The sequence below is a fragment of the Aureimonas altamirensis genome (assembly GCF_023702225.1).
GTDB classification, from domain to species: Bacteria; Pseudomonadota; Alphaproteobacteria; order Rhizobiales; family Rhizobiaceae; genus Aureimonas; species Aureimonas altamirensis_B.
This window is the reverse complement of record NZ_JAMQCO010000003.1, coordinates 119,330-134,169: the sequence shown is the minus strand read 5'-3', so window position 1 is coordinate 134,169 and position 14,840 is coordinate 119,330. Positions and strand designations below refer to the sequence as shown.

Annotated in this window: 15 protein-coding genes, 1 tRNA gene and 1 riboswitch; of the genes, 10 read left to right on the top strand and 6 right to left on the bottom strand. The window is 66.4% G+C overall.

Going from position 1 to position 14,840, the window contains the following annotated elements:
* Positions 1–10 precede the first annotated feature (10 nt).
* Entirely contained in the window at positions 11–646 is a 636-nt protein-coding gene (locus NDN16_RS05840) for a GcrA family cell cycle regulator (RefSeq protein ID WP_251112693.1), read from the bottom strand.
* Between the two features lie 392 nt (positions 647–1,038).
* On the opposite strand from NDN16_RS05840, the gene NDN16_RS05835 reads away from it, so the two are divergent.
* Genes NDN16_RS05835 through NDN16_RS05825 form a run of 3 tightly spaced genes read left to right on the top strand, consistent with a single transcriptional unit; the run spans position 1,039 to position 4,170 of the window.
* Entirely contained in the window at positions 1,039–2,250 is a 1,212-nt protein-coding gene (locus NDN16_RS05835; protein ID WP_251112692.1) for an aspartate aminotransferase family protein, read from the top strand.
* Positions 2,247–3,179 carry an ornithine carbamoyltransferase gene (argF, locus tag NDN16_RS05830; RefSeq protein WP_251112691.1) on the top strand — a complete coding sequence of 311 codons (933 nt, stop codon included), beginning with the start codon at positions 2,247–2,249 and terminating at the stop codon, positions 3,177–3,179. Before NDN16_RS05835 ends, argF begins: the two co-directional genes overlap by 4 nt.
* Complete coding sequence (locus tag NDN16_RS05825; protein ID WP_285292458.1) at positions 3,124–4,170, top strand: Hsp33 family molecular chaperone; 1,047 nt, start codon at positions 3,124–3,126, stop codon at positions 4,168–4,170. Before argF ends, NDN16_RS05825 begins: the two co-directional genes overlap by 56 nt.
* 21 nt (positions 4,171–4,191) lie before the next feature.
* Here the strand turns inward: NDN16_RS05825 and apaG are convergent, their stop codons facing one another.
* Together apaG and NDN16_RS05815 are read right to left on the bottom strand one after the other, a co-directional pair.
* The gene (apaG, locus tag NDN16_RS05820) at positions 4,192–4,584 is read right to left on the bottom strand and encodes a Co2+/Mg2+ efflux protein ApaG (RefSeq protein WP_251112689.1); all 393 of its coding nucleotides are present in this window, start codon (positions 4,582–4,584) and stop codon (positions 4,192–4,194) included.
* Between the two features lie 18 nt (positions 4,585–4,602).
* Positions 4,603–5,793, bottom strand: coding sequence for an O-succinylhomoserine sulfhydrylase (locus NDN16_RS05815; RefSeq protein WP_251112997.1), 1,191 nt, complete (start codon positions 5,791–5,793; stop codon positions 4,603–4,605).
* 47 nt (positions 5,794–5,840) lie between these two features.
* Positions 5,841–5,918: riboswitch (SAM riboswitch) on the bottom strand.
* A gap of 89 nt (positions 5,919–6,007) precedes the next feature.
* Between NDN16_RS05815 and NDN16_RS05810 the strand changes: the two genes are divergently transcribed.
* Entirely contained in the window at positions 6,008–7,090 is a 1,083-nt protein-coding gene (locus tag NDN16_RS05810; protein WP_251112688.1) for a 2'-deoxycytidine 5'-triphosphate deaminase, read from the top strand.
* Positions 7,091–7,156: 66 nt separating this feature from the next.
* Positions 7,157–7,231 (top strand) — tRNA-Gly (locus NDN16_RS05805).
* 18 nt (positions 7,232–7,249) lie between these two features.
* Here the strand turns inward: NDN16_RS05805 and NDN16_RS05800 are convergent.
* Genes NDN16_RS05800 through NDN16_RS05790 form a run of 3 tightly spaced genes read right to left on the bottom strand, consistent with a single transcriptional unit; the run spans position 7,250 to position 9,947 of the window.
* On the bottom strand, positions 7,250–8,101 hold the full coding sequence (locus NDN16_RS05800; protein WP_251112996.1) for an ABC transporter permease: 852 nt from the start codon (positions 8,099–8,101) through the stop codon (positions 7,250–7,252).
* Positions 8,102–8,106: 5 nt separating this feature from the next.
* The gene (locus NDN16_RS05795; RefSeq protein WP_251112687.1) at positions 8,107–8,928 is read right to left on the bottom strand and encodes an ABC transporter ATP-binding protein; all 822 of its coding nucleotides are present in this window, start codon (positions 8,926–8,928) and stop codon (positions 8,107–8,109) included.
* Complete coding sequence (locus tag NDN16_RS05790) at positions 8,925–9,947, bottom strand: ABC transporter substrate-binding protein (RefSeq protein ID WP_251112686.1); 1,023 nt, start codon at positions 9,945–9,947, stop codon at positions 8,925–8,927. Before NDN16_RS05790 ends, NDN16_RS05795 begins: the two co-directional genes overlap by 4 nt.
* A gap of 154 nt (positions 9,948–10,101) precedes the next feature.
* On the opposite strand from NDN16_RS05790, the gene NDN16_RS05785 reads away from it, so the two are divergent.
* The 5 genes from NDN16_RS05785 to NDN16_RS05765 all read left to right on the top strand — a co-directional run bounded on the left by NDN16_RS05785 (position 10,102) and on the right by NDN16_RS05765 (position 14,670).
* Complete coding sequence (locus NDN16_RS05785) at positions 10,102–10,836, top strand: SDR family NAD(P)-dependent oxidoreductase (RefSeq protein ID WP_251112685.1); 735 nt, start codon at positions 10,102–10,104, stop codon at positions 10,834–10,836.
* Positions 10,837–10,971: 135 nt separating this feature from the next.
* Entirely contained in the window at positions 10,972–11,691 is a 720-nt protein-coding gene (locus NDN16_RS05780) for a tetratricopeptide repeat protein (RefSeq protein WP_251112684.1), read from the top strand.
* Positions 11,692–11,710: 19 nt separating this feature from the next.
* Entirely contained in the window at positions 11,711–13,117 is a 1,407-nt protein-coding gene (gene der, locus NDN16_RS05775) for a ribosome biogenesis GTPase Der (protein ID WP_251112683.1), read from the top strand.
* Positions 13,118–13,191: 74 nt separating this feature from the next.
* Entirely contained in the window at positions 13,192–14,283 is a 1,092-nt protein-coding gene (locus NDN16_RS05770) for a cell wall hydrolase (RefSeq protein ID WP_251112682.1), read from the top strand.
* 15 nt (positions 14,284–14,298) lie between these two features.
* Positions 14,299–14,670, top strand: a complete 372-nt coding sequence (locus NDN16_RS05765; RefSeq protein ID WP_251112681.1) for an AtpZ/AtpI family protein — start codon at positions 14,299–14,301, stop codon at positions 14,668–14,670.
* Positions 14,671–14,840 lie beyond the last annotated feature (170 nt).

Here is a 14,840-nt window from a genome sequence, read left to right as displayed (position 1 = left end):
TTCATGAGGCTCAGCGAATGCGCCGGCGCTCCGATGCGGGCTGGAAGGCAATGCGCGCATGATACTGGCAATAGGGGCTGCCCTCGCCGGAATGATTGCCGCAGAAGCGGAAATCCGGAGACAACGGATCGCCGATCGGCCACTTGCACGTCCGCTCCGACAATTGCACCAGCGTCAGGTTGCGCGAGATGGGCACCACCTCGGCGCTGACCCGCTGCTGCGGCATCGGCTCCAGTTCCGGCTCCATCTTCAGCGCCGTCGCGCCCATGGTGCGCGCCATGGGCTGCTGCGCGGAGGAGATGGACGCTGCGGGCTGCAGCACGCGCGGCGCGGAAGCCGCGGCCGGCTCGCGTTGCGGAGCGGCCGCTACGGGGGCGGGCGCGCTGCGGATGGAAGTGGGCGCGGGCTGGCTTGCCTGGGCGACCACCGCGGGGGCAACCGCCGCAGGCGCGGGAGCCGCAGAGGCAGGGGCAGTGGCAGCCGGCGCGGAGGGCGCCTTGATGCGGCTTTCCAGTTTCAGGCGGTGAACCTTGCCGATGACGGCATTTCGGCTGACGCCACCGAGCTCCCCTGCGATCTGGCTGGCGCTGTGCCCCTCCGACCAAAGCCGCTTGAGAGTTTCGATCCGTTCATCCGTCCAGCTCATCGCGGGTCCTTTCAATTCTGTCGGCGGCGGAATCCATCGGTGACCGGCGGCGGTTCAAGCCGGGTCATACCACATCTATTAAGCTGATGGGCTGGCCGCACGAAATCTGGTGTTGACCGGGAAACTAGCAAAACGGTCGAGGCGCTGACAAGCCATGCAGGGTTGCGAGCGAATCGAAAGTTAAGATATCCCCAGTCTTTCGCGTGCGCCTGCACGCCTGCGCGCGGCTATTCCCTTGCGCGCACCTCATGTCGTTCATTCGTTGACAATGCGCAACCCCCGCATGGTATAGCCACACCGTTCTTTGCAGCGGAAAGATCAAAAAGGTCGCCGGACGGTCGCCGGCCCGTTTCTTTCGGCTCAAACCCCACCATTCTCGGAACCTCGTCGCCATGGCACCCGATACCGACACGCACTCCCCGTTGTACGCGACCTATGCGCGCGCGGACATTCGCGTGGAGCGAGGCGAGGGCGTGTGGCTTCACACGGAAGACGGCCGCCGCTTCCTGGACTTTTCCGGCGGCATTGCCGTCAACGTGCTGGGCCATGCCCATCCCCATCTTGTTTCGGCTTTGACGGACCAGGCGCGGAAGCTGTGGCATGTGTCCAACCTGTTCCAGATCCCCGGCCAGGAAAGGCTTGGCCGGCGGCTGACGGAAGCCAGCTTCGCCGACCGCGCCTTCTTCACCAATTCCGGCGCGGAGGCCCTGGAGTGCGCCATCAAGACGGCGCGGCGCTACCATTACGTGAACGGCCGGCCGGAGCGCTTCCGTATCGTGACCTTCGAGGGCGCGTTCCACGGTCGCACCTTGGCCACCATCGCCGCCGGCGGCCAGAAGAAATACCTGGAGGGCTTCGGACCCAAGGTCGAAGGTTTCGACCAGGTTCCCTTCGACGATATCGCGGCGCTGAAAGCGGCGATCACCGACGAAACCGCCGCGCTGCTGATCGAGCCGATCCAGGGCGAGGGTGGTATCCGCCGCGCTTCCGGGGAATTCCTGAGGGCGTTGCGTCAAGTGGCCGACGCACATGGCCTGCTGCTGATCTACGACGAGGTCCAGACGGGCGTCGGCCGCACCGGCGCCTTCTACGCCTACGAGCATAGCGGTGTCGCGCCGGATATCCTGGCCTCGGCCAAGGGCATCGGCGGCGGCTTCCCCCTGGGCGTCTGCCTGGCCACCGAAGCCGCGTCCGCTGGCATGACGGCCGGCACCCATGGCACCACCTACGGCGGCAACCCCCTGGCGATGGCGGTCGGCAACGCGGTGCTGGATGTCGTCCTCGAGGACGGATTTCTGACGCAGGTGCGCGACCGCGCCCTGCAGTTCAAGCAAGGGCTCGCCGGGATCCTGGACAGGTTCCCGGACCTCGTCGAGGAGGTGCGTGGCGAAGGGCTGCTGCTCGGCCTGAAGATGCGCGTGCCGAACGTCGATTTCATCGCGGCGCTGCGTGACCGGCTCATGCTTGCCGTTCCGGCCGGCGACAACGTCGTCCGCATATTGCCACCCCTGAACGTGACCTCGGACGAGGTCCGCGAGGGCCTGGAGCGTATCGAGGCTGCGGCGCAGGCGCTGTCCGCAACCCGTAAGGAGAGTGCAGCATGACACGCGGAACGGCCGGACGGCACTTTCTGGATATTTCGGCGATGCGGCCGGACGAGCTTCGCTCCATCCTGGACGACGCCGCACGCCGCAAGGCGGAGGGGCGGGCTTCCCCGCGCCCGCTCGAGGGGCGCATGCTGGCCATGATCTTCGAGAAGCCGTCGACCCGCACCCGCGTTTCCTTCGATGTCGCCATGCGGCAACTGGGTGGCGAGACACTGTTCCTGTCCGGCACGGAAATGCAGCTCGGCCGGGCCGAGACGATCGCCGACACGGCACGCGTCCTGTCTCGCTACGTCGACGCCATCATGATCCGCACCACGGGGCACGAGCGCCTTCTGGAAATGGCGGAAGCTGCGACCGTCCCGGTGATCAACGCGCTGACCGACGATACGCATCCCTGCCAGATCATGGCCGACCTTCTGACCTTCGAGGAGAAGCGAGGCCCGGTCAGGGGCCGGACCTTCGCCTGGAGCGGCGATGGCAACAACGTGCTGAATTCCTTCATCGAGGCATCGGCACGCTTCGGTTTCTCCCTCCGGATCGCGACCCCGGAGGGGTCGGAGGCCGATGCCGGCTTCGTCGAGCGCGCCCGCGCCGAAGGGGCCGATATCCTGACGACCCTCGATCCGGTGGAGGCCGTCACGGGGGCCGACTGCGTCGTGACGGACACGTGGGTGTCGATGGGCCGCGAAGACGTTGCGCGCGGGCACAACGTCTTCCTCCCCTATCAGGTCAACGACGCCTTGATGGCTCATGCCAGGCCCGACGCGCTCTTCATGCATTGCCTGCCGGCGCATCGCGGCGAGGAAGTGAGCGACAGCGTGATCGACGGCCCGCAATCCGTCGTCTTCGACGAGGCGGAGAACCGCCTGCATGCGCAGAAGTCGGTGCTGGCCTGGTGCTTCGGCGAAGTCGAAGCCCGTGGTTGAGGATGTTCGCCAACTCGGCGAGTTCGGCTTCGCCGGCGACGACGCCGTCGTACCGTTCGAGGTTGCGGCGCTGGATGCGCGCGGCCGCGCCGTGCAACTGGGGGACATGATCGACAGCCTGCTCGGGCGCCACGATTATCCTGAGCCCGTCTCGCGCCTGCTGGCGGAGATGATCGTGCTGACGGTGCTGCTCGGCACGTCGCTCAAGTTCGAGGGCAAGTTTACCGCCCAGACGCAGACGGATGGCCCCGTGGACCTGCTGGTGGTCGACTTCTCGACCCCTTCCAGCGTTCGCGCCTATGCCCGCTTCGACGAGGAGCGCCTGCGCGAGGCCGCCGCGGCCGGCAAGACGAGCCCGGAAGACCTGCTCGGGCAGGGCATCATGGCGCTGACGGTCGATCAGGGGCCGCAGATGCAGCGCTATCAGGGCATCGTCGAACTGGCCGGTGCATCCCTGGAAGACGTGGCGGAAGGGTATTTCCGCCAGTCGGAGCAGATTCCCACCACGGTACGCCTTGCCGTCGCAAGGATCGCGCGCCGGCAGGACGGCGGCGGTTTCAAGGAAGGCTGGCGGGCCGGCGGCCTGGTGGCCCAGTTCCTTCCGCAGGCGCCCGAGCGCATGCGCATGCCGGATCTGCCGGGCGGCGATGCGCCCGAAGGTGCCGAGGAGCTCGAATTCGAGGCGGACGACGCCTGGACCGAGGTGCTGGCGCTTGTCGACACGATCGACGATGCCGAGCTTGCCGACCCGGATGTCGGCGTCGAGCGGCTTCTGTTCCGTCTGTTCCACGAACGCGGTGTCCGGGTATTTCCACCGACGCCGGTCAGGGACGATTGCTCCTGCTCGCGGGAGCGGATCCGCGACGTTCTCGCCAATTTCACGCCGGAGGAACTGGCCGAGAGCGTCGAGGACGACGGCAAGATTCGCGTTACCTGCGAATTCTGCGGCGAGGCCTATGAGTTCAGGGCCGAGGAAGTTACCGGGCTGTAAGGCCCGGCGATTGACGGCGCGTCAGTTCAGAATGCGTCGTACATCCGGCGCGTCCAGCGAGAAGGATGGGATACCCACCTGGAACATGGAGCCGTCCGCCCGCTCGAAGATATAATGGCCGCGCATGAAGCCGGACGGTGTCGGCAGCGGGCACCCGGACGTGTAGGTGAAGCTGTCGCCGGGCGACAGCAGCGGCTCTTCCCCGACGACGCCCGGGCCGCGCACTTCCTGAACGCGGCCCATGGCATCCGTGATATGCCAGTAGCGGGAGCGCAGCCGCACGGCCTCGCCCGAACCGTTCGAGATTTCGACCCGGTAGGCGAATGCCCATCGGCCGGACTCCGGCTCCGACTGGCCTTCGAGGTAGCTCGGCGTCACCGTTACGGTGATCCGGCAGGTGGTGCAGGTGAACATGGCCGGCGCAGACTTCGATCAGGCGGCGTCGAGCGCCGCCTGGAAATCCTCGACCAGGTCGTCGATATCCTCAAGCCCTGCCGAAAACCGCAGAAGGCCCTGGCCGATGCCGGCCGCGGCCTGCGCTTCTGCCGACAGGCTCTTGTGCGTGGTGGTGGACGGATGGGTGATCAGGCTCTTGGAGTCGCCGAGATTGTTGGAGATGCTGACGATGCGCAAGGCGTTGCACAGCCGGAATGCCGCATCCTTGCCGCCCTTCATCTCGAAGCCGACGAGCGTCGAGCCGCCGGTCATCTGCCGCTTGATGATCTCGGCGTCGGGATGGTCGGCCCGGCCCGGGTAGATGACCCGCGAGACCTTGCCGCTGCCTGCCAGGAATTCGGCGATCCGGGCGGCGTTGTCCGTCTGCTGGCGGACGCGCAGGGGCAGCGTTTCCAGCCCCTTCAGCAGAACCCATGCGTTGAACGGCGAAAGTGACGGCCCGGTGTGCCGGAAATAATCGTGCAGGTTCTCCTTGATCCATTCCGCCGAGGACAGGATCACGCCGCCGAGGCACCGGCCCTGGCCGTCGATATGCTTGGTGGCGGAATAGATGACCACGTCGGCGCCCAGTTCCAGGGGTTTCTGCAGCATCGGCGTCGCGAATACGTTGTCGACCACCAGGATCGCGCCCGCCGCGTGGGCGATCTCCGCGACCGCGGCGATGTCGATGACTTCCAGTGTCGGGTTGGTCGGGCTTTCCAGGAAGAAGAGCTTCGTTTCCGGCCGGACGGCCGCGCGCCACTCTTCCAGGTTGCGGCCATCGACGAATGTGGATTCGACGCCCGCGCGTCCGAGGACGGTCTGGATGATGTAGGTACAGGAGCCGAACAGAGCCCGCGCCGCGACGACATGGTCGCCGGCTTTCAGCGAGCATTGCAGGGCGGCGGCCACGGCGGCCATGCCGGAGGCGGTGGCGCGGGCGTCGCCTGCGCCTTCCAGTTCCATCATCCGCTCTTCGAACATGCGGGTCGTGGGGTTGGCATAGCGCGAATAGATGAAGCCGGGGTCCTCGCCGTTGAAACGCGCTTCCGCGGCCTCGGCGGACGGATAGACGAAGCCCTGGGTCAGGAAGATCGCCTCGGACGTCTCGCCGAAGCCGGAGCGCACCGTTCCGGCGTGGATCATGGCTGTTGCTGGACGGAACGGCTTTTTCGCGCTGTCGGACATGGAAACCTCGGGGCGGCCGACTTCGGGCGACGCGTCCATGACCGGTCCTTGCAAGGAGATCGGCCCTTTAGCGACTTGTTTAACGTGGCTGCAAGCCGGCCGGCAAAATCACCACGGCACGTTCCTTAAGCCCGCGCGCGGGGCGGCGTCAACTGGCCAAACGGCGCGCCTTCGTTTATGCGCGATACGCAACGTATCGCACAGGGTTGACGCAATGACTGAAGGCATCCTGCCGGACCGGGAAATCCAGGCCCTCCACGAGGCGGGGCGGATCGTTTCCGACCGTCCGCTGGATGACGACCAGGTGCAGCCGGCCAGCCTCGACCTGCGGCTCGGCGCAAGGGCGTACCGCGTGCGCGCCAGCTTCCTGCCGGGCCGCCAGCGCAGCGTGGAAGAGGCGCTGAACCGCTTTTCGCTGCATGTCGTCGACCTGTCCGAGGGCGCGGTGCTGGAAACGGGCTGCGTCTACATCGTGCCGCTGATGGAGCGGCTGTCGCTGCCGCCCGAGGTGCGCGCCGCCGCCAACCCGAAATCCTCCACCGGGCGGCTCGACATCTTCACCCGCGTCATCACCGACCGCGCGCAGGAATTCGACAAGGTGCCCGCCGGGTACGACGGCCAGCTCTACCTGGAAATATCGCCGCGCACCTTCCCGGTGCTCGTGCGGCAGGGGTCGCGCCTCAGCCAGATCCGCTTCCGGCGCGGCCGCGCCACGCTGACGAGCGACGAAATCTCGACCCTGCACGAGGGGGAGGGGCTCACCAGCGCGTCGGATGCCAACATTTCGGGCGGCGGGATCGCCCTGTCGGTGGACCTGACGGGCGACGACGAAGGCATGATCGGCTATCGCGGCAAGCGTCATACCGGCGTCGTGGACGTGGACAGGCGGGGGGCACATCGCACCCTCGATTTCTGGGAGCCCCTTCGCCGCAGCGAAGGCGGCGTTCTGGTGCTGGATCCGAACGAGTTCTACATCCTCGTCTCGGAAGAGGCGGTGCACGTTCCGCCGGACTTCGCCGCCGAGATGACGCCCTTCGACCCGCTCGTCGGGGAGTTCCGGGTGCATTATGCCGGCTTCTTCGACCCGGGTTTCGGCCATTCCGAAGCGGGGGGCAGCGGCAGCAGGGCCGTCCTGGAAGTGCGCAGCCACGAAGTGCCGTTCATTCTGGAGCATGGCCAGATCGTCGGCCGGCTCATCTACGAGCGCATGGCCGCCCGCCCGGAGCGGCTCTACGGCTCGGACCTGAAATCGAACTACCAGGCGCAGCGGCTCAAGCTGTCCAAGCACTTTTCCTGATGGCGAATGGCGGCAACTTCCCCTTGCGCGCCATCCGCCATTCCTATAGTGCTTTCAGCCAAGGATGCGGGTGTAGTTCAGTGGTAGAACGCAAGCTTCCCAAGCTTGATGTCGTGGGTTCGATCCCCATCGCCCGCTCCAGTTTCCTTCACCGCTTCATCAGGCATTGTGGCTCCCGGATTCCGCGCGTCGCCGCCAGAAGACGATCCGCCGCTCGACGAACGAGACCAGCCAGAACAGCGTCAGGCCGACGAGGCTGAGAAACAGGATCAGCGAGAAGATGCGCGGCGTATTCAGCTGCGCCGCCGCCACGCGGATCAGCTCCCCGAAACCCTTGCCGCCGCCCAGGAACTCGCCCGTGATGGCGCCCGCCATCACGCCCACCGAGGCGATCTTGAGGCCGGTGAAGATCTGCGGCAGCCCAAGCGGCAGTTTCATGCGCCACAATGTCTGCCAGCGGGTGGCGCCCATGGTCTTGAACAGCATCCGCGCGTTCTCGTCGGAGGCATGAAGCCCGGCAGCCGTGGCCACGACGATCGGGAAGGTGGCGATGAAGGCGGCCAGCGCGACCTTGGACGATATGCCGAAACCGAACCAGGCCAGAAACAGCGGCGCGAAGGCGACCTTGGGCATCGTATCGATGGCGACCAGATAGGGCAGCACGACCCGTTCGCCGAAACTGCTTTCTCCGACGATGATGCCGAGCGTGAAGCCGATGGCGATGGCGATCGCGAATCCCAGAACGACTTCCTGAAGCGTGATCCACAATGCGGCCAGCATGTAGCCGCCGGTGGCGAGATTGGTTCCCACCAGGATGATGTCGCGGAACACGGCGGCCGGCGGCGGCAAGATGATGGGCGAGAACAGGCCGATGACATGGACGCCCTGCCATAGCGCGATGAAGGCCGCGGCCAGCAGCGCCATGCCGACCGGGCGCGGTATCCGGTCGATCAGCGGCACCTCTTCCTGCCACAGCGTCTCGGGCGGCGCCTCGCTTCTTTCCAGTTGCACGTGGGTCAATGGAGGCCTCCCTCGTCCAGAAGAGCGCGGATATGGCGGACATAGTCGCCGAGTTCGGGCGAGGTGAGCATGTCCAGCGTGCGCGGACGGTCGAGCTCGATATGGATCGTCTCGACAAAGCGGCCGGGCCGCTTCGACATGACGTAGACGACGTCCGACAGGATGACGGCCTCGGGAATGGAATGGGTGATCAGGAAGGCCGTCGCCTGCTTCTCCATGCAGATGCGCTGCAGTTCCATGTTCATGAAATCGCGCGACAACTCGTCCAACGCGCTGAACGGCTCGTCCAGCAGAAGAACGGACGGCTCCGTCACCAGCATCCGGCAGATCGCGGCACGCTGCGCCATGCCGCCCGACAGCTTGTCGGGATAGACTTCGGCAAATCCCTTGAGACCCACGAGGTCGAGCAGCGCGCGGGCCGCAGGTTCCTTCGCCTTCGCAGCCGACGCCCCATCGCGGATCGCAATGGGAAGCAGGATGTTCTCGATGGTCGTGCGCCAGGGGAACAGTGTCGCCTGCTGGAACATCATGCCGATGTCGCGCCGCGGCCCCGTTACCGGCCGCCCCTCCAGCATGACGCTGCCGGACGAGGGCGGCGTCAGCCCGGCCATGATCTTCAGCAGCGTGGATTTGCCGCAGCCGGATGGACCGATGATGGAGCTGAAAGTGCCACGCTCCAGCGTCAGATCCACATGGTCGAGGGCGCGGATGGCGCCCCGGCCATAGGTCTTCGAGACGTTGCGCAGCGCGTAGACGGCATCGCCACTCCGGGACAGGGCGGCCGGCTGCGTGGAAACCGCGTGTCGAAGCGCCGTCATTGGGCGTTCCAGCGTTCGACGAAATCGTTGGTGTAGGCGGCGGACAGGTCCGGCAGCGGCGCCGAAAGAGCCTGCGTCTCCACCTGGGCGTCCTGCCACAGTTTCCAATGCTCGGGCGGCTGATAGCCGAAACCGTTGCCGGAATCGATCGGAGTGACGCGATCCCGCATCGTTTCCAGCATGGCGGCGGCAAGGCGGGCATCCTCGCCTTCCTGCGGGTTGGCCGCGGCGGCATGCGCCAGCACGGCCTCGGTGTTCGCAGGGTCCAGCCCGAAGCGCGTGCCTTTCACCATGGCCCGGCCGAACCCTTCGATCACATCCGGATTGGCGTCGATATAGCTGCGGGTCGCCGCCCAGCCATTGCCGAAATAGGCCAGGAACTCGTCGGGCGTGATCTCGGTCAAGGGAATGCCCCGCGCCTCGATGATGGCGGCGTCGGCCACTGCGGCCGCATAGGCGTCGATCTCGTCGCTCATGAAGGCGGCGACCGCCGTGCCTCCGTCGCCGACGGTCAGGAACTCGTAGTCCCGCCCTTCCTCGAGCCCGGCCTTGGACAGGATCGCCCGGGTAAAGCCCACTTCCGCACCATCGGCAGTGCCGACACCGATGGTCTTGCCCTTCAGGTCGGACGGGGAGGCGACCTCGGAACCTTCCTTGACGACAAGACCGAACACCGATTTCGGCCAGTAATTGTACAGGATGACGATATCTTCCCCGCGTTCGCGGGCGGCCAGAAGCGGTCCGGGGCCAGGCTGCCCGATCTGCGCCTGGCCCGCCACCAGCGTTTGCAGAACGGAGGCCGATCCGTTGACGACCTCTACCGTCACGTCCAACCCTTCCTCGGCGAAATAGCCCTCCGCATCGGCGACATGCAACGGAAAGATGTTGAGCGCCGACGGGTTGGGAACGACGACCGTCAGCGGCGTCAGGTCCTGCGCTTGTGCGGCGCCCGACAGGGTCATGGCCGCAAGAAGACATGCACCGGCCAGCGGCCGGATGCCGATTGAGAACGATTTCATGATCTTGACCTCCCTGGCCCGTTTATGTCCGGGCTCTCGGGAAAACGTACCACAGATAATATGCATGAAAACCCGCATTATGGGTCGGATCGCACATTTTTCTTGCGCGCAGGCCATGGCAGCCTCTTACTGGTGGGCGGAACGGGAGGACATCATGAAGATCGCGATAGTATCCGGTGCATCGGCGGGGCTCGGGCTGGCCCTGGCGCGAGCGCTGGCGGAAGCGGGCTACGACATCCTGGGCATCGCCCGATCGCCGAGGCCCGAGGGTCTGCAGGCCGCATGGCGCCAGGTCGATCTGCGCGATGCATCCGGCGCTGCGGCTGCCCTGGATTGGCTCGATGGTATGGATGGCGCGAACGTGACCGAGGCGTTGCTCGTGCTGAATGCCGGAACCGAAGAGCCGATCGGGCCGGTGGGCAAGCTCGCGCCCGGGGACATCGCCGCGCATGTGGCGCTGAATCTGACCGCGCCGATGGCGATGACCGCGGCGTTCCTGTCGAAGACGGAAGCGTGGCCGGCGGAGCGCCGCATCCTGGCCGTTTCATCGGGTGCGTCGCGGCGCGCGACCGCCTACTGGAGCGCCTACACTGCCAGCAAAAGTGGCTTGGACGGCTTCGTACGCGCGGTGAACGCCGAATATTCCGATAGTGCCGGGGGGGCCGGCGCGCCGCGCACCGCCGCCGTTGCGCTGGCGCCCGGCATCATCGATACCGCCATGCAGCAAAGGGTCCGCGAGACCGATTTCCCGACCGTGTCACGCTATCGCGGACTCAAGGACAAGGGCGAGTTGACGAGCCCCGAGCAGGCCGCGGCACGGGTGATGGCCTACCTGGCAAGGCCCGGCTTCGGCTCGGTGGAACTGGACGACGTCCGCAACTACGATTGAGCCCGCAGGGCAGATTCACGCGGCAGACCGGGCGGGTACCCTTTCGTTCGCCATAAAAATCGTTAGAAAGCCGGAAACGCCGCAATTCAAGCGATGGCCGCCATGCGGCCTCGCACCGCTACGGACGACGCGCCCATGAGCAACGACACTTTCATTCGCGAAGTGAACGAGGAAATCCGCCAGGAGCGGGTCCGCGCGATCTGGAAGCGTTACGGCATCATCATCATCGCCCTCGTGTCGCTGATCGTCCTCGGTACGATCGGCTACGTCGTCTGGGAGCGGATCGCCGCCGGCCGCTCCGCCGCCGACGGGGATCGGCTGATCGCCGCACAGGAGCTGGTGTCGAACGGGGATTTCGCCGGCGCCGAAACGGCCCTGGCCGCGCTGGCCGACGACGGGACCGCGCATTACCCGGTCATCGCCCGCATGCACCTTGCGGGCGTGCAGTTGCAGGCCGGCGACCCGACTGCCGCCGTCGCCGCCTACGATACCGTCGCATCCGACGCTTCGGCCCCGCGCCCCTTGCGCGACATCGCCTCGATTCGCGCGGCCTACATTCTGGTGGACCACGGTACCGCCGAAGATGTGCGCCAGCGCGCCGAGGCGCTGACCGGCGAGGGGGAGCCCCTTCGCCATCCGGCGCTGGAGGCGATCGGCCTGGCGCTCTGGAAGGCGGGCGACTATGCCGGCGCCGCGCCCCTGTTCGGCCAGCTCGTGGACGATTTCTCGACCCCGGCCGGCATGGCCGAGCGGGCGCGCATGATGCAGGAGCTGATCGCAGGCGAAACCGGACCCGCCCCCACGCAGGAGGCGCCCGAAGCGCCGGATGCGGCGGGCGAGCCCGACCCGTCCTGATCGGCCGGAGGCGCGCCCCATGGTTTCCATCGCCATCATCGGACGGCCGAATGTCGGCAAGTCCACCTTGTTCAACCGCCTAGTCGGTAAGCGCCTTGCGCTCGTCGACGACAGGCCGGGCGTGACGCGCGACCGGCGCGAGGGCGAGGCGCACCTGTTCGACATCGAATTCCAGGTTCTCGATACGGCAGGCCTGGAGGAAGCCGGCGCCGACACGCTGGAAGGCCGCATGCGCGCGCAGACGGAGGCGGCCATCGCAACGGCGGACCTGTCGCTCTTCGTGGTGGACGCCAAGACGGGCATGACCCCGCAGGATTCCTATTTCGGAGAGTTGCTGCGCCGCGCCGGCCGGCCGGTCGTGCTGGTAGCCAACAAGGCCGAGGCGCGGGGCTCGGATGTGGGCTTCTACGACGCCTTCTCGCTTGGCCTCGGCGAGCCCGTCGCCATTTCGGCGGAGCACGGCGAGGGCATGGGGGACCTCCGCGATGCCATCGTTGCGGCCCTGGGGGAAGAGGCGTTCTCGGTCGACGTGCCGGAGGCCGAGGCCGACGTCGACGTCGAGCTCGACGAAAACGGCGAGCCGGTCGATACATATGACGCCACCAAGCCGCTGAACATCGCCATCGTGGGACGGCCGAATGCCGGCAAGTCCACGCTGGTCAACAGGTTTCTCGGCGAGGACCGGCTTCTGACCGGCCCGGAGGCCGGCATCACGCGCGATTCCATATCCGTGTCATGGGCCTGGCGCGGCCGGCAGATCAAGATGTTCGACACGGCGGGCCTGCGGCGCAAGGCGAAGGTGCAGGAGAAGCTGGAAAAGCTGTCCGTCGCGGACGCCATCCGCGCCATCAAGTTCGCCGAGGTGGTCGTCGTCGTGCTGGACGCCACCGTGCCCTTCGAGAGGCAGGACCTGCAGATCGCGGACCTGATCGAGCGCGAGGGCCGCGCCCCGGTGATTGCCTTCAACAAATGGGACATGATCGAAGACCGGCAGGAAGCCCTGGAAGACCTTCTGGAGAAGACCGAACGGCTCCTGCCGCAGATGCGGGGCGTCAAGGCCATCCCGATCTCGGGCGAGACGGGCGAGGGTCTGGATCGCCTCATGCGCGCCATCGTCGAGACGCACGAGACATGGAACAGGCGCATCTCCACTTCCAAGCTCAACCAGTGGCTGGAGCGCATGGTCGCGCATCACCCGCCGCCCGCCGTGGCCGGCCGCCGCATCAACGTGAAATACATGACGCAGATCAAGACGCGTCCGCCGACCTTCATCGTCTCCACTTCGCGGCCGGAGGCATTGGGCGCCTCGTATACGCGCTATCTCGTCAACGGCCTGCGCGAGACGTTCGGCCTGCGCGGCGTGCCGATACGGCTGCACCTGCGCAAGCCCGACAACCCTTATGCGTCGCGCCGCAAACGCCAGTAAAGGCGTGGCGTTAACCAAGCGCTAAGGTTAATGAAACATGATCGACATCCATCGAAATGACATGGATGCCGATCATGAGCGTCACCAGAAGAGCTGCACGACAGCCCGTTCCCAGACGCTCCGGCGGTCTTGCACGGCGTGCCGGCAGCCTCGTCGCATCGCTGCTCCTGGCCACGGGCGCCGTGCTTTGCCAGAACTCCTCCACCGCCGTCTCGGAACGCCCCGAACTCGAGCTGGAAATCGCCGCCGGCCTCCTGCAGGGCGCGATCGAACTGGAGCGGGAAGAGCTCGCATCGTTGCGGCCCGTTTCCGAACCGGCGGAACGTGGTGGCCGGGTGGTCAGCCAGTATACGCTGCTGAAGCGTTTCTCAACGGGGCGAATCGCCCGCGACGGTCCGCGCCTGGCCACCGAGATCGCCGGCGGGGACGCGGTCATGCTGACGGCGCTGTCCGGATTGCCGGCCAGTTTCGAGGCCAGCGCCGACCGGCTCGCGCGCTTCGAACGCGCCAGCCCCTTCAAGGACACCGTCGAGGAAACCATGGCCGTGGCCGACGCGCAGGCGTCGGAGAAGCCGCTGCTGCGCGAGGCGAAAGCCGATGCCGGCACGATGGAACTCGGCTATGCCCCTGCCGCGGGGCCGGCCGCATCCAGCCGCTTCGACACGCTGCTGGGCGGCGAGGGGCCATCCTTCGTGCCGCCGATCGGCGAGAAGGACCATGCCTGGGCGGCGACGCCCCTTCCGGCGGAAGCCTTCGGCGAAGCCGAGCAGACATGCCTGGCGACCGGCATCTACTTCGAGGCACGCGGAGAATCGGAGCGCGGCCAGGAGGCCGTGGCGCAAGTGATTCTGAACCGGGTCCGCAATCCGGCCTATCCCGACACGATCTGCGGCGTCGTGTACCAGAACCGCAACTGGCGCAATCGCTGCCAGTTTTCCTTTGCCTGCGACGGGCGCGCCGACCGCATCACGAACAAGCGCGCCTACGAGCGCGCCGAACGCATCGCCATGGACGTCACGACCGGCCGGACATGGCTGCCGGACGTGGGGTCCGCCACGCATTATCACGCCACCTATGTACGTCCGCGCTGGGCGCGGACCATGGAAAAGGTGGACAAGATCGGCCTCCATGTCTTCTATCGCACCTATAATGGCGGGTGGAACTGACGGAAGGCCGCGCTCATGGCTGTGAACGGACAGGAGCCGGAAGGCCCTTCGCACGACCCGGAATTCCTGGCTCGGCGCGCCCGCCTGGACGAGCGGCTCGACGCGGCGCGCGCACGCCAGGCGCCGCAACCTTCGGCATTGCAGCCGAAGGGGGGGCTGTCGGGAATGGCCGCCGGCCTGAAGATCGCATCGGAGTTCATCGCCGGCGTCGTCGTCGGTGCGCTCATCGGCTACGGAATCGATCTCGCCTTCGATACGCGGCCCTTCGGATTGATCGTATTTCTGCTGTTCGGCTTCGCCGCCGGCGTGACGAATGTCGTCAGATCGGTCTCGAAGGACAAAAAGTCGCCGGATTCCAGCCAACAAGACCGTCTTGATCGGCCTTAGGGAGTTGCGAAGCCGTCCTTGTGACGCTATGGCAGTGTCGCCCGCACGGAGCTTCATGCGAATGACGACGGAGACTGCCTGTCTTCGTATCGCCGGATCCGTGCTCAGATCGAAGGATTGGGGTCGACCGGCGTGCATTGCCGGCCACCCATGCGACAGAGGACCAGACG

Excerpts from the sequence above, each read along its gene's own strand:
- NDN16_RS05785 (WP_251112685.1), top strand. The coding sequence starts at position 10,102 with ATGAAGATCGCGATAGTATCCGGTGCATCGGCGGGGCTCGGGCTGGCC.
- NDN16_RS05795 (WP_251112687.1), bottom strand. The coding sequence starts at position 8,928 with ATGACGGCGCTTCGACACGCGGTTTCCACGCAGCCGGCCGCCCTGTCC.
- NDN16_RS05835 (WP_251112692.1), top strand. The coding sequence starts at position 1,039 with ATGGCACCCGATACCGACACGCACTCCCCGTTGTACGCGACCTATGCG.
- argF (WP_251112691.1), top strand. The coding sequence starts at position 2,247 with ATGACACGCGGAACGGCCGGACGGCACTTTCTGGATATTTCGGCGATG.
- NDN16_RS05790 (WP_251112686.1), bottom strand. The coding sequence starts at position 9,947 with ATGAAATCGTTCTCAATCGGCATCCGGCCGCTGGCCGGTGCATGTCTT.
- NDN16_RS05825 (WP_285292458.1), top strand. The coding sequence starts at position 3,124 with ATGCGCAGAAGTCGGTGCTGGCCTGGTGCTTCGGCGAAGTCGAAGCCC.
- NDN16_RS05765 (WP_251112681.1), top strand. The coding sequence starts at position 14,299 with ATGGCTGTGAACGGACAGGAGCCGGAAGGCCCTTCGCACGACCCGGAA.
- NDN16_RS05770 (WP_251112682.1), top strand. The coding sequence starts at position 13,192 with ATGAGCGTCACCAGAAGAGCTGCACGACAGCCCGTTCCCAGACGCTCC.
- NDN16_RS05815 (WP_251112997.1), bottom strand. The coding sequence starts at position 5,793 with ATGTCCGACAGCGCGAAAAAGCCGTTCCGTCCAGCAACAGCCATGATC.
- apaG (WP_251112689.1), bottom strand. The coding sequence starts at position 4,584 with ATGTTCACCTGCACCACCTGCCGGATCACCGTAACGGTGACGCCGAGC.
- NDN16_RS05780 (WP_251112684.1), top strand. The coding sequence starts at position 10,972 with ATGAGCAACGACACTTTCATTCGCGAAGTGAACGAGGAAATCCGCCAG.
- NDN16_RS05810 (WP_251112688.1), top strand. The coding sequence starts at position 6,008 with ATGACTGAAGGCATCCTGCCGGACCGGGAAATCCAGGCCCTCCACGAG.
- der (WP_251112683.1), top strand. The coding sequence starts at position 11,711 with ATGGTTTCCATCGCCATCATCGGACGGCCGAATGTCGGCAAGTCCACC.
- NDN16_RS05840 (WP_251112693.1), bottom strand. The coding sequence starts at position 646 with ATGAGCTGGACGGATGAACGGATCGAAACTCTCAAGCGGCTTTGGTCG.